The following is a 13,006-nucleotide window of genomic DNA, read 5'->3' as shown; positions in this document are numbered from 1 at the left end:
ATATCGTCTGGATCGTGATCGCCGTGGCGGTGGCAGTCCTCGTGGTCGTTGCCCTGATCGTCATCGCGACCAGGGCAACGCGGCGACGCCGGCAACGGCGGGCCGAAGAGATTCGCGAACACGCGCGGTCCGAGGAGGCCAAGATCGATCGGCGTCAGGCGCTAGCCGATGAAACAGCGGCGAAGGCACGCGCTGCGCGGGCTGAGGCCGAGGTCAAGGCCGCCGAAGCCGCCAAGCTGCAGGAGCGAGCGGCCACGCATCAGAGCCAGGTGGCGACATCGCGTGAGGAACTGCAGGAGCAGCAGCAACGTGCCGATCGCATCGACCCGACGGTCAAGGCCGAGACTCAGGAAGCTGCGTCTGGGTCCGCAAACGTTCGTGATGAATCGACTCGTGATGAGTCGACGAGCGAGTCGGCTACACCAGCAACCGACACCGAGGCCGCCCACCGGCAATAAGCCCAGCGATCCTTGGGCCTCGGTGCGCAAGACCGCCGCCCAAAATGGCCAAAGTGCATCACGGACCAACGCTTGTTTGATATATGTCTAATAGGGCAACTCGTAGAGACGGGTCCCACCCGGTGGCCCGCCCCCTCAGCGGGCCACCGGGAATCACCCCTTATTGTCCGCTTCCCAACGGCCTATCGCGGGTGAATGGGTGAATGCATACCAAATGCACTTCCGAAGGCCGCCGGACATCGCGACGCCGCCGTAAAGCGCGTTACAGCCAGGTGTCCTGGGTAGTGGTCGTGAGGAACGCTTCCAGGTCGTCGCGCCATTGCGCCGGCGTGGTCTTGTCCGGCTCGATTCCCGTGTAGTCGCCGCGGTAGAAAAGCAGGGGTCGGGGCTTGATCTTCGGGGCTTCCGACAGCGACTGGACCGCGCCGAACACCACGAAGTGATCGCCGCCGTCGTGCACCGATGCGACGGTGCAGTCGATGTAGGCCAGTGAGCCGTCGATGACCGGCGAACCGAGTTCTGAGGGGTGCCAGTCGATGCCGGCGAACTTGTCCGGCTCTTTCGACCCGAATCGAGCGGAGACGGCCTTCTGCTTTTCGGTCAGCACGTTGACGCAGAACCGCCCCGACGCCTCGATCGCCTTCCAGGACCGCGACACCTTCGTCGGGCAGAACAGCACCAGCGGCGGATCCAGGGACAACGCCGCGAACGACTGGCACGCAAAGCCGATCGGTGCCTCGTCGTGCACGGTGGTGATGATGGTGATCCCGGTGCAGAACTGACCCAGCACCTGCCGGAAGGCCCGCGGATCGATCGGCGCCGACATGGCTAGCCGCGCATGCCCACGGTGAAGTCGTGGCCCCACAGGCTCACCGCGGTGCTTTCCCGGGCGATCCAGTCGTGATCCTCGACCTGCCTGCCCTCACAACCGAATTCGACGTCGAACCCACCGGGCGTCTTCATGTAGAAGGACAGCATCAGGTCGTTGACGTGCCGGCCCAAGGTGGCCGACATCGGCACGTTGCGGCGCAGCGCCCGGTCCAGGCACAGGCCCACGTCGTCGGCGTTTTCGACCTCGACCATCAGGTGCACGATGCCGCTCGGGGTCGGCAGCGGCAGGAAAGCCAGGCTGTGGTGGCGCGGGTTGCAGCCGAAGAAGCGCAGCCAGGCCGGCGCGCCGTCGGCGGGCCGCCCAACCATCTGCGGCGGCATCCGCATCGAGTCACGAAGTTTGAACCCGAGCACGTCCCGGTAGAAGTGCAGCGCCTCGTCGTCGTCGCGGGTGGTCAGCACGACGTGGCCCAGGCCCTGCTCGGCGGTGACGAATTTGTGGCCGTACGGGCTGACCACGCGGCGGTGTTCCAGTGCGGCGCCGTGGAAGACGGCCAGCGGGTTGCCGGAGGGGTCGGAGAACTGAATCATCTCGTCCACCCGCCGCTCGGCCAGATCGGCGGCGGTGGCCTCCTTGTACGGGGTGCCCTCCACGTCGAGCCGGTTGCGGATCTCTTGCAGCCCTTCGGCATTCGCGCATTCCCATCCGGCCTCCGCGAGCCGGTCCTGCTCGCCGGGAACAATCACCAACCGGGCCGGGAAATCGTCCATGCGTAGATAGAGCGCGCCCTCGGTGGCGCCCTTGCCCTCGACCATGCCGAGGACCTTCAGGCCGTACTCGCGCCAGGCCGCCATGTCGGTGGCCTCGATGCGTAGATAGCCCAGCGAGCGGATGCTCATCACGCACCTCCCAGGAAATCGATGGTGAGTTTGTTGAACTCGTCGAACTTCTCCACCTGCGCCCAATGTCCACATTGCCCGAAGACATGCAGTTGCGCACGGGGAATGGTCTTCAGCGCGACCAGCGCGCCGTCCAGCGGGTTGACCCGGTCCTCGCGTCCCCAGATCAGCAGCACCGGCTGGCGCAGCTTGTACACCTCGCGCCACATCATGCCGAGCTCGAAGTCGGCCCCGGAGAACGACATTCCCATCGCGCGGGTCGCGGTCAGCGACTCCGGCGTGCTGGCCAGGGCGAAGCGCTCGTCGACCAGCTCGGGGGTGATGAGCTTCTGGTCGTAGACCATCACGCGCAGGAACGCCTCGAGGTTCTCTTTCGTGGGTTCGACGGAGAACTTGCCGAGGCGCTTGACGCCCTCGGTGGGGTCCGGCGCAAACAGGTTGACGCTGAGCCCCCCGGGACCCATCAGAACCAGGCGTCCGGCCAGATCCGGGTAGTCGAGCGCGAACCGCACCGCGGTGCCCCCGCCCAGCGAATTACCCACCAGCGGAACGCGTCCCAGACCCAACTGCTCGAAGAGGCCTTTGAGCGCCCGCGCGGCGTAGCGGTTGAATTGCCCATGCTCGGCGCGCTTGTCGGAGTGGCCGTAGCCGGGCTGGTCGACGGCGAGCACGTGAAATTGCCGGGCCAGCACCGGGATATTGCGCGAGAAGTTCGTCCAGCTCGCCGCCCCGGGCCCACCGCCGTGCAGTAGCACCACGGTCTGGTCGTTGCCGACTCCCGCCTCGTGGTAGTGCAGCTTCAGCGGCCCGTCGACGTCGACCTCCACGAAGCGCGACGTGGACTCGAACGTCAGCTCTTCGGTAGCCGTCACTGTCACTAAGCGCCGCTCTCCCCCGCAAGCGGGAGGTGCCCCCACCTCATCGCTACCTCTCTCAATGTCGCCGGCGCGCATCAGACCATCGTGTCGCCGGGCGGCAACCCGAACTCGTGGTTCCCGAAGATCACGTACGCCCGCTCGGGGTCGTTGGCGGCGTGCACCCGGCCCGCGTGCGCGTCGCGCCAGAAGCGTTGCACCGGCTGGTCATTGGCCAGCGCGGTGGCACCCGACGCCTCGAACAGCCGGTCGATCGCGGCGATCGAGCGGCCGGTGGCGCGCACCTGGTCGCGGCGGGCGCGGGCGCGCAGCTCGAACGGGATCTCCTTGCCGGCGGACAACAGCGCGTACTCGTCGGCGACGTTGCCGGACAGCTGACGCCAGGCGGCGTCGATATCGCTGGCCGCCTCGGCGATGCGGACCTTGGCGAACGGGTCGTCCTTGGCCTTCTCGCCGGCGAACGCCGCGCGCACCCGCTTGCCCTGGTGCTCGACGTGCGCCTCGTACGCGCCGTACGCCATGCCGACGATCGGCGCCGAGATTGTGGTGGGATGCATTGTGCCCCAAGGCATTTTGTAGACCGGTGCGGTGTTGGTCTGGTATCCCCCGGCGGTGCCGTCGTTCATCGCCTTGTAGGACAGGAACCGGTGCCTGGGCACGAAGACGTCCTTGACCACCAGCGTGTTGCTGCCGGTGCCGCGCAGCCCGACCACATGCCACACGTCGTCGATGCGGTATTCACTGCGCGGGATCAGGAAGCTGCCGAAATCCACCGGGCGACCGTCCTTGATGACCGGGCCGCCGACAAAGGTCCAGCTGGCGTGATCACAGCCCGACGACCAGTTCCACGAGCCGTTGACGATGTAGCCCCCGTCGGTCACCACGCCCGCCCCCATCGGGGCATACGACGACGAGATCCGCGTCTTGGGGTCCTCGCCCCACACCTCTTCCTGCGCCTGCTGGTCGAACAGCGCCAGATGCCAGTTGTGCACCCCGACGATCGAGCTCACCCAGCCGGTGGAGCCGCACGCGCTCGCCAGTCGCCGCGTCGCCTCGTAGAACAGCGTGGGATCGCATTGCAGACCGCCCCACTGCTCGGGCTGCAGCAGGGTGAAAAAGCCGACGTCCTCGAGCGCCTGAACGGTCTCATCGGGCAGCCGGCGCAAGTCCTCCGTCGCCTGAGCGCGCTCCCGAATCTGCGGAAGCAGATCATCGATGCCAGCCAGAATCGACTGTGCATCACGCTGTTGAATGGAAGTCACCTACGTTTGCCTCCTGGGAGTGCGGATTTACACAGAAGACTAGAACACGTTCCGATTTGTGTCGAGCAGGGTATTCCTGCGGCTGGTAGCGGTACCAATCGGGTTTTCTGTAACATGTTCTAGTTGTCATCGAAGGAAGGGCTGGTCTTGACGGAAGCAATTCCCGACGAGCCACTCGGCGACCACGTCCTTGAACTGCAGATCGCCGAGGTCGTCGCGGAAACCGACGACGCGCGATCGCTGGTGTTCGCGGTGCCGGACGCGGCCGGCGACCCCGCCATCCCCCCGGAGCGGCTGCGCTACGCGCCCGGCCAGTTCCTGACATTGCGCGTGCCCAGCGATCGGACCGGATCGGTGGCCCGCTGCTACTCGCTGTGCAGTTCGCCGTTCACCGACGACGCGCTCACCGTCACGGTCAAGCGCACCGCGGACGGCTACGCGTCCAACTGGCTGTGCGACCACGCCCACAAAGGCATGCGCATCCACGTGCTGGCGCCGTCGGGCAACTTCGTGCCCAAGACGCTGGACGAAGACTTCCTGCTGATGGCAGCCGGCAGCGGGATCACCCCGATCATGTCGATCTGCAAGTCCGCACTCGCCGAGGGCAGCGGGCAGGTGACGCTGCTCTACGCCAACCGCGACGATCGCTCGGTGATCTTCGCCGACGCGCTGCGCGAGCTGTCCGCCAAGTATCCCGACCGGCTCACGGTGCTGCATTGGCTGGAATCGCTGCAGGGGTTGCCGAGCGCCACGGCGCTGGCGAAGCTGGCGGCCCCGTACACCGATCGGCCCGTCTACATCTGCGGGCCGGGCCCGTTCATGGACGCCTCGCGTGAGGCGCTGGAGGCACTGAAAGTGCCTGCGGCGCAAGTACATATCGAGGTGTTCAAGTCGCTGGACTCCGACCCCTTCGCGGCGGTCAAGATCGAGGACACCGCCGAAGGCGACGAGCCGCCGGCCACCGCGGTCGTCGAGCTGGACGGCGAAACGCATACCGTGTCCTGGCCGCGCAACGCCAAGCTGCTCGACGTTTTGCTCGCGAAGGGTTTGGACGCACCGTTTTCCTGCCGGGAGGGCCACTGCGGCGCATGCGCCTGCACGCTGCGCAGCGGCAAGGTGAACATGGAGGTCAACGACGTGCTCGAGCAGCAGGATCTGGACGAAGGTTTGATTTTGGCCTGTCAATCTCACCCCGAATCTGATTCGGTAGAAGTCACCTACGACGATTAGTCGCGTAGCGAATCGGGAAGGGGAGCGCCGATGGTGCGGCTAGTGACGGGATTCGCGGTGGTGGGGGCGATGGTGACGTTCCTGCTGGCGCCGGCGTCCTCGGCGGCCAGCAACACCGCTACCACCCTGTTTCCGCTGGACGGCCCCAACCAGCTCGAGACGCACATGTTCCTCAATTGCTTCAAGTCCGACGGTCACTGCGACTTCACTGCCGGGGCCGACGTGCGCGCCCCCGACGGCGGCGTGATCGGTTTCCCGCCCGGCCTGTGGGCCCGCCAGACCACCGAGGTCCGGTCGACGGACCGGTTGGCCTACCTGGACACCCATGCCAGCGGCCAGTACGAACGGGTCCACAAGGCGATGGGCAACGACGAGATCACCACCGTCTACTTCGGTGAGGGACCGCCGGACAAATACCAGACGACCGGGCGCATCGACTCGACCGATTGGCGGACCGGCCAGCCCAAGACCGACGTCAACGTCATCACCTGCACGCATATCCAGGTGGTCTACCCCGGGGTCAACATCACCTCGCCCAGCACCTGCGCGGTGACGACGTTCTCTTAGCTCCTGACGGCACCGAGCCTGTAAATCTGCAGGCAAAGTGCGAGTAGGGACCGCCAAAATTACAGGCTCGGCGAAAGCGCTTAGCGCGGCAGACCGAGGAGGCGCTCGGCGGCCACGGTGAGCAGGATCTGCTCGGTACCCCCGGCGATAGTCAGGCAGCGGGTGTTGAGGAAGTCGAAGACCGCTTGGTTGTGGACCAGGCCGCCGCCCTCGGAGACGTCCATTGTGAATTCGGCCAGCGCCTGCCGGTAGCGGACGCCGATGAGCTTGCGCACGCTGGATTGCGCCCCCGGGTCCTTCCCGCCCACCGCGAGCTGCGCGATGCGCTGATCCAGCAGCGCTCCGGTCTGGGCGGTGACGATCAAGCGCCCCAGCCGGTCTTGCTGGGACGTGTCGAGGTCGATCCCCGCCAGCACCTTGAGCAGCTCTTCCATCGGGTTGCCCAGCGCGGTGCCGGTGGCCATCGCGATCCGCTCGTTGGCCAGCGTGGTGCGGGCCAGCCGCCAGCCGTCGTTCACCGTGCCGACCACCATCTCGTCGGGCACGAACACGTTGTCCAGGAACACCTCGTTGAACAGCGAGTCGCCGGTGATCTCGCGCAATGGCCGGATTTCGATGCCCGGCGACTTCATGTCCAGCAGGAAGTAGGTGATGCCCTTATGTTTGGGCGCGTCCGGATCGGTGCGCGCCAGGCACACACCCCAGCGCGCCTTGTGCGCCGCGGACGTCCAGACCTTCTGCCCCGTCAACAGCCAGCCCCCGTCGCCGCGGACCGCCTTGGTGCGAAGGGACGCCAGGTCGGAGCCCGCTCCCGGCTCGGAAAACAGTTGGCACCAAAGGAATTCGCCGCGCAGGGTGGCCGGCACGAAGCGTTCGATCTGCTCGGGCGTGCCGTGCTCGAGGATGGTCGGCGCCGCCCACCACCCGATCACCAGGTCGGGCCGCACCACGCCGGCGGCCGCCATCTCCTGGTCGATCAGCAGCTGCTCGGCCGGTGACGCCGCGCGCCCGTACGGCGGCGGCCAATGCGGCGCCTGCAGCCGGGCGTCGGCCAGCGCCGCCTGCCGTTTCTCCTCCGGCAGCGCGGCGACCTCGGCGACGGCCGCGGCGATCTCCGGCCGCAGGCCCTCCACCTCGGTGAGGTCGATACCCAGCCGGCGCCGCACGCCCGATTGCGTCAGCGCGGTGATGCGACGCAGCCAGCGCTCGGCGCCCCCTAGGAAGCGGCCGATGCTGTGCGCCCGGCGCAGGTACAGGTGCGCGTCGTGCTCCCAGGTGCACCCGATGCCGCCGAGCACCTGAATGCAGTCCTTGACGTTGGCCTTCGCGGCGGCGATGCCGATGCTCGCGGCCAGCGCCGCGGCGATCGAGAACTGGGCGGGGTCGGAGTCCGCCGCGGCCCGCGCGGCGTCGGCGGCGGCCACCTCGGCCTGTTCGGCCCGGCACAGCATCTCGGCGCACAGGTGCTTGACGGCCTGGAAACTGCCGATCGGCTTGCCGAACTGCTCCCGCACTTTGGCATATGCGACCGCGGTGTCCAGGGACCATCGGGTCACGCCCGCCGCCTCGGCGGCCAGCACGGTCGCGGCGAGTTCCTCGACCCGCTCCCGCGACGCTTGGATCGCGGTAGCCGGCGCCGACGTCAGTACCGCCTGTGCCAGCGGCCGGGAAAAGTCAGTGGCCCGCAAGGGTTCCAGCTGCACGCCGTCGCCCTGGGTGTCGACCAACACCCACGTCTCGCCGGCGGGTAGCAGCAACAGACCGCCGTCCGCGGCGCCCAGCACCAGGTCGACGGTCCCGGACGCAAGAGCGCCGTCGAACTGCACGGCACCCTCGAGTGCGACGCCGGCGAAGCGTTCGCCGGAGGCCAGCGCGGCCAGCGTTTCGGGATCGTCGACGACGAGGGTGGCCAGCGCGGTGGTGGCGACGGGCCCGGGTACCAGCGCCTTGGCCGCTTCCTCGACCATCGCGCAGAGGTCCTCGACGCTGCCGCCCGCCCCGCCGGAGTCCTCCGCAACCGCCACGCCGAACAGTCCGAGTTCGGCCAGGCCCGCGAACACCGGCCGCCACGCGTCGGCGTTGCCCTGCTCGACATCGCGGATCGCTTGGGTCCCGTTGGGTCCCGAGGAGGAATCGCGCGCCCAATCGCGCACCAGCTCACGGGCCGCGAACTGCTCGTCGGTGACGGTCGCTACCACGTGTGCGTCCTCCGCGTCCTTGATTCGAGGCAATAAATGGGGCCCCGGTGCCCACTAGAACGTGTTCTAATAGTGCCAGCGATCGAGCGTCAAGTCGAACGCCATTGCAGCAGGACAGCTCGTTGTCCCGGTGGGGTGGAGGTGGGAAATTCACAATCGGCTTGCGTATCGTTTGCGAACGAACCGCCCGGAAGAGGGGGAATCGGCCAGATGTCGCCAGCGAACACGAACCTGGGCCGCGTTTCTGAATCGCAGCCGCGCGAGGTCATAAACGTGGCGGTATTGGCGGAATCCGAGCTGGGCTCGGAGGCACAGCGGGAGCGCCGCAAACGCATCCTGGACGCCACCATGGCCATCGCGTCGAAGGGTGGCTACGAGGCGGTCCAGATGCGCGCGGTGGCGGACCGGGCCGACGTAGCGGTTGGGACGCTGTACCGCTATTTCCCGTCGAAGGTGCATCTGCTGGTGTCTGCCCTGGGCCGGGAGTTCAGCCGCATCGACGCCAAAACCGATCGCTCCGCGGTCGCCGGCGGCACGCCGTTCCAGCGGCTGAACTTCATGGTGGGCAAGCTCAACCGCGCGATGCAGCGCAATCCGCTACTCACTGAGGCGATGACGCGCGCCTATGTTTTCGCCGACGCATCCGCGGCCAGCGAGGTCGACCAGGTCGAGAAGCTCATCGATTCCATGTTCGCGCGTGCCATGGCCGACGGCGAGCCGACCGAGGACCAGTACCACATCGCCCGGGTGATCTCCGACGTGTGGCTGTCGAACCTGCTCGCGTGGCTCACCCGGCGCGCCTCGGCGACCGACGTCAGCAAGCGGCTGGACCTGGCCGTGCGGTTGCTCATCGGCGACACCGAATCCGGCTAGGCGGGCGGACCCGCGGTACGCCCGCGAATCAGCTCGGTGTCCAGCAGCTCGACGGCCGGCAGACCCGACCGCGGCGGGTTCAGCAGCATTTCTCCCGCCCGGCGGCCCTTTTGCAAACTCGGCTGCGCGACCGTCGTCAGCCCGCGCCTGATCGCCTCGGGCACGCCGTCGAACCCGGTGACCGTCATCTGGCCGGGCACGTAAATGCCGTGTGCGCGAAGGTAATCCATCGCCGACAGGGCCAGTATGTCCGCTGTGCACATCAACGCGGTGATCCGCGGATTGGCCTGAAGCGCCGCCTTGGCCGCGTCGCCGCCCGACGCCGGGAGGTGTTCGTAGCTTTCCACCACGGTCAGCGAATCCGGGTCCAGCCCCGCGGCTTTCATCGCCTCCCACACGCCGATGATGCGCTCGCGCTGCACGTCGAATGCCGGTGACCGCAGCCGCTCGGCGTCGACGAGTCCTTGCCGACGGTCCCGGCCCAATCGCATGGTCAGCAGCCCGATTTCACGATGTCCCAACCCCAGCACATAGTCGGTGAGCTCACGCATCGCCGCTCGGTCGTCGATGCCGACGCGGGACACCCCGGACAGGCCTTTGGGCTGATCCACCACCACGACGGGAAGCCGACGTTGCAGCACCACCTGGAGATAGGGATCGTCGTCGCAGACGGAATAGACGACGAAGCCGTCCACCCCGGCACCCAGCACGGCGGCCGTCCCATCCTCGAGTGTTCGGCTGCCGGCTACGGCTACCAGCAGCAGCCCCTGCCCCAGCTGCTCGCATGACTGTGCCACTCCCGCAACGAAATCCCGCGCCGCGGGATCGCTGAAGAAATAGGTCAGCGGTTCGGCCATCACCAGACCAACGGCCCCCGCTTTGCGCGTCCGCAACGATCGCGCCACCGGGTCGGGTCCGGCGTAACCGAGCCGCTTGGCCGTCGCCAGCACCCGTTCGCGAAGGTCGGCGGAGAGCTGATCCGGGCGGTTGAAGGCATTCGAGACGGTCGTGCGCGAGACGTTGAGTTCGGCCGCCAACGACGCCAGAGTCGCACGCCGGCGGGGGGTGGGACTCACGTTCGGTGACGCTACAGCGGATCCCCGCCGGCGCCTACGCAGCCTCGACCCCGTATTCCTAATGGAAACGATTGTCATTAGGATTAAGCTGTCCGAGGGACTCAGCGGGCTCACATCGGCGGACATGGGACACGAATGGCACTGGTAAATCCGACGCGGCGGCTATCGGCCATTGTCGCTTGCTTGGCGGTCGCGAGCGCGCTCGCCGGCTGCGGGATCGCCAATTCGGCGCGCCCGCAGGCGGCCACCGTCGTGGCCTCCACCGATGTCTGGGGCAGCGTGGCACGAGCCGTCGTCGGCAGCCACGTCGCAGTCAAGTCCATCCTGAGCGGCGCGGATGAGGATCCGCATTCGTATCAGCCAAAGCCATCGGACGCCGCTGCGATCATCGACGCGGCCCTGGTGGTCTACAACGGCGGCGGCTACGACCCGTGGGTGGACCAGGTGCTGGCCGGGCATCGGTCCGTCAAACCCGTTGACGCCTACTCGTTTGTCGGTCGCGCGAACCCCGGCGATCCGCCCAACGAGCACGTCTTCTACGACCTGAGCGTCGCCAAATCGGTTGCCTCCGCCATCGCCGACCGGATGGCGGCCATCGATCCGGCGAATGCCGCCGACTATCGGGCCAACGCGGCCGAATTCTGCCGCGGCGCCGACTCGATCACCCGCTCCGAACACGCCATCGCCAGCGCGTACCCACACGCCGGAGTCATCGCGACCGAGCCCGTGGCGGACTACCTGCTGGAGGCCTCCGGCCTGACCGATCGCACCCCCGCCGCCTTTTCCGCCGCCAACGAGAACGAGACCGACCCAGCGCCGGCTGACATGGCATCGGTCCTCGATCTGATCAACCACCGGCGAGTCTCGGCGCTGCTGGTCAACCGGCAGACGTCCACCTCGGCTATCAACGGCGTGGCAGCCGCGGCCCGCCGCGCGGGTGTGCCGGTGACCGAAGTGACGGAGACGCTGCCCGACGGCACCGACTACCTGACCTGGCAGCGCAACACCGTCGACCAGTTGCTCGCCGCGCTGCGGTCGGGCCGGTGAGCGTCCAACCGGTCCAGCCCGTCGACCGTCCCGCCGTTTCTCTGACAGGCGCCCGGCTGGCGTTCGGTGATCGCGTGCTCTGGGATCACCTCGACCTGTCGGTCTCGCCCGGCGAGTTCATCGCCGTGCTGGGTCCCAACGGCAGCGGCAAGACGTCGTTACTCAAGGTCCTGCTCGGACAACTGCCGCTGAGCGCCGGCGCCGCAATGGTGGACGGCAAGCCGATCACGGCGGGTAGCGGCGACATTGGCTATGTGCCGCAACACCGCCCGATCGACCGGGGCGTAATGCTGCGTGGGCGCGACCTGGTCCGGCTCGGCATCGACGGACGCCGCTGGGGCGGCACGCCGCTGCGATCCGCCGACCGGGCCCGACGGCGCGCGGCCATGTGGCAGGCGCTGCGACAGGTCAACGGCGAACACCTGGCCGACGTCCCGGTCGGGGTGATGTCGGGCGGCGAGTTGCAGCGCGTGCGGATCGCGCAGGCGCTCGTCAGCGACCCGACGCTGCTGCTGTGCGACGAACCGTTGCTGACCCTCGACCCCGCCAACACGAAATTGGTGTCGGCACTGATCGATCGGCGCCGGCGCGACGCCGGCACCACGGTCATCGTCGTCACCCACGAGATCAACCCTTTCCTGCCCTACGTCGACCGGGTGCTGTATCTGGTCGACGGCCGATTCAGGATCGGCACCGTCGAGCAGGTGATGACCACCGAGACGCTGTCGGACCTCTACCGCGCCGACATCGAGGTGGTCAAGGTCAAGGACGGCTATGCGGTGGTGGGCGAGCCGGATGAGGGGTGCACTGGATGAACCACCGGCTCGCCGACATGCTGGACCACCTGTTCGCCTTCGACGTGACCGCCAACCTGCTCGCCCATGACTTCGTCCAGCAGGCTCTGCTCGCGGCCGCGCTGCTGGGGTTGGTGGCCGGGCTGATCGGGCCGTTCATCGTGATGCGCCAGATGTCGTTCGCCGTGCACGGATCCAGCGAATTGTCGCTCACCGGAGCGGCATTCGCGCTGCTGGTCGGCTTCGAGGTGGGCTTGGGCGCGCTGATCGGCAGCGCCCTGGCCGCCGTGCTGTTCGGCCTGTTCGGCCAGCGGACCCGGGAGCGCGACTCGGCGATCGGGGTGGTGCTGGCGTTCGGGTTGGGCCTGGCCGTGCTTTTCATCCAGCTGTATCCGGGGCGCACGGCGACGAGCTTTGCGCTGCTGACCGGCCAGATCGTCGGGGTGGGCTACACCGGGCTGGCCATGCTCGCGCTGGTATGCCTGCTGGTCATCGCCGCGCTGGCGACGTGCTACCGCCCGCTGCTGTTCGCCACCGTCGATCCCGACGTCGCGGCCGCGCGCGGCGTGCCCGTTCGCGCGCTGGGCATCGTGTTCGCCGCGCTGGTCGGCGTGGTGGCCGCCCAGGCCGTCCAGATCGTCGGGGCGCTGCTGGTGATGTCGCTGCTGATCACGCCGGCGGCCGCGGCGGCCCGGGTGGTCGTCTCGCCGGCGGCGGCGATGGTCGCATCGGTGGTCTTCGCCGAGGTGTCCGCGGTCGGGGGCATCGTGCTCTCGCTGGCGCCCGGTGTCCCGGTGTCGGTTTTCGTCGCCAGCATCTCGTTCGTGATCTACGTGTTCTGCTGGGTTCTGGGGCGGCGACACCAGCCGTCCGATTAGCGCCCCAATAAGCTAGG

At 67.7% G+C, this 13,006-nt stretch carries 13 protein-coding genes; 7 read left to right on the top strand and 6 right to left on the bottom strand.

Features of this window, described 5'->3' with window-relative positions:
• Positions 1–14 precede the first annotated feature (14 nt).
• Complete coding sequence (locus tag A5744_RS20425; protein WP_240563123.1) at positions 15–458, top strand: hypothetical protein; 444 nt, start codon at positions 15–17, stop codon at positions 456–458.
• A 262-nt stretch (positions 459–720) separates the two neighbouring features.
• Here the strand turns inward: A5744_RS20425 and hsaB are convergent, their stop codons facing one another.
• The 4 genes from hsaB to hsaA all read right to left on the bottom strand — a co-directional run bounded on the left by hsaB (position 721) and on the right by hsaA (position 4,326).
• Positions 721–1,284, bottom strand: a complete 564-nt coding sequence (gene hsaB / locus A5744_RS20420) for a 3-hydroxy-9,10-secoandrosta-1,3,5(10)-triene-9,17-dione monooxygenase reductase subunit (RefSeq protein WP_076064165.1) — start codon at positions 1,282–1,284, stop codon at positions 721–723.
• Positions 1,285–1,286: 2 nt separating this feature from the next.
• A complete protein-coding gene (hsaC, locus tag A5744_RS20415) occupies positions 1,287–2,189 on the bottom strand; it encodes an iron-dependent extradiol dioxygenase HsaC (protein WP_076064164.1) in 903 nt (300 codons plus the stop codon).
• Complete coding sequence (hsaD, locus tag A5744_RS20410) at positions 2,189–3,061, bottom strand: 4,5:9,10-diseco-3-hydroxy-5,9,17-trioxoandrosta-1(10),2-diene-4-oate hydrolase (RefSeq protein ID WP_076064162.1); 873 nt, start codon at positions 3,059–3,061, stop codon at positions 2,189–2,191. Before hsaD ends, hsaC begins: the two co-directional genes overlap by 1 nt.
• An 80-nt stretch (positions 3,062–3,141) precedes the next feature.
• Complete coding sequence (gene hsaA / locus A5744_RS20405) at positions 3,142–4,326, bottom strand: 3-hydroxy-9,10-secoandrosta-1,3,5(10)-triene-9,17-dione monooxygenase oxygenase subunit (RefSeq protein ID WP_076064160.1); 1,185 nt, start codon at positions 4,324–4,326, stop codon at positions 3,142–3,144.
• A gap of 147 nt (positions 4,327–4,473) precedes the next feature.
• Here hsaA and A5744_RS20400 point away from each other — a divergent pair, with 147 nt between their 5' ends.
• Positions 4,474–5,556: a ferredoxin--NADP reductase gene (locus A5744_RS20400; protein WP_076064159.1), complete on the top strand. Its 1,083-nt coding sequence runs from the start codon at positions 4,474–4,476 to the stop codon at positions 5,554–5,556.
• A 30-nt stretch (positions 5,557–5,586) separates the two neighbouring features.
• On the top strand, positions 5,587–6,123 hold the full coding sequence (locus A5744_RS20395) for a hypothetical protein (RefSeq protein WP_076064157.1): 537 nt from the start codon (positions 5,587–5,589) through the stop codon (positions 6,121–6,123).
• A gap of 80 nt (positions 6,124–6,203) precedes the next feature.
• Here the strand turns inward: A5744_RS20395 and A5744_RS20390 are convergent, their stop codons facing one another.
• On the bottom strand, positions 6,204–8,321 hold the full coding sequence (locus tag A5744_RS20390) for an acyl-CoA dehydrogenase (RefSeq protein ID WP_076064155.1): 2,118 nt from the start codon (positions 8,319–8,321) through the stop codon (positions 6,204–6,206).
• A gap of 273 nt (positions 8,322–8,594) precedes the next feature.
• Between A5744_RS20390 and kstR the strand changes: the two genes are divergently transcribed.
• A complete protein-coding gene (gene kstR, locus A5744_RS20385; RefSeq protein ID WP_170874547.1) occupies positions 8,595–9,194 on the top strand; it encodes a cholesterol catabolism transcriptional regulator KstR in 600 nt (199 codons plus the stop codon).
• On the opposite strand, the gene A5744_RS20380 is transcribed toward kstR, so the two are convergent.
• Complete coding sequence (locus A5744_RS20380; RefSeq protein WP_076064152.1) at positions 9,191–10,270, bottom strand: LacI family DNA-binding transcriptional regulator; 1,080 nt, start codon at positions 10,268–10,270, stop codon at positions 9,191–9,193. The genes kstR and A5744_RS20380 overlap by 4 nt on opposite strands.
• A 135-nt stretch (positions 10,271–10,405) precedes the next feature.
• Between A5744_RS20380 and A5744_RS20375 the strand changes: the two genes are divergently transcribed.
• From A5744_RS20375 to A5744_RS20365, 3 genes are read left to right on the top strand one after another with little or no spacing between them, the layout of a single operon-like run.
• Positions 10,406–11,317, top strand: coding sequence for a zinc ABC transporter substrate-binding protein (locus A5744_RS20375; RefSeq protein WP_076064150.1), 912 nt, complete (start codon positions 10,406–10,408; stop codon positions 11,315–11,317).
• Positions 11,314–12,132: a metal ABC transporter ATP-binding protein gene (locus tag A5744_RS20370; protein WP_076064148.1), complete on the top strand. Its 819-nt coding sequence runs from the start codon at positions 11,314–11,316 to the stop codon at positions 12,130–12,132. The genes A5744_RS20375 and A5744_RS20370 overlap by 4 nt, the downstream gene beginning before the upstream one ends.
• Positions 12,129–12,989, top strand: coding sequence for a metal ABC transporter permease (locus tag A5744_RS20365; RefSeq protein WP_076064147.1), 861 nt, complete (start codon positions 12,129–12,131; stop codon positions 12,987–12,989). Before A5744_RS20370 ends, A5744_RS20365 begins: the two co-directional genes overlap by 4 nt.
• Positions 12,990–13,006 lie beyond the last annotated feature (17 nt).

The organism is Mycobacterium sp. IS-1264, from assembly GCF_001954195.1.
Taxonomy (GTDB): domain Bacteria; phylum Actinomycetota; class Actinomycetes; order Mycobacteriales; family Mycobacteriaceae; genus Mycobacterium.
This window is presented reverse-complemented; position numbering and strand designations above follow the sequence as displayed.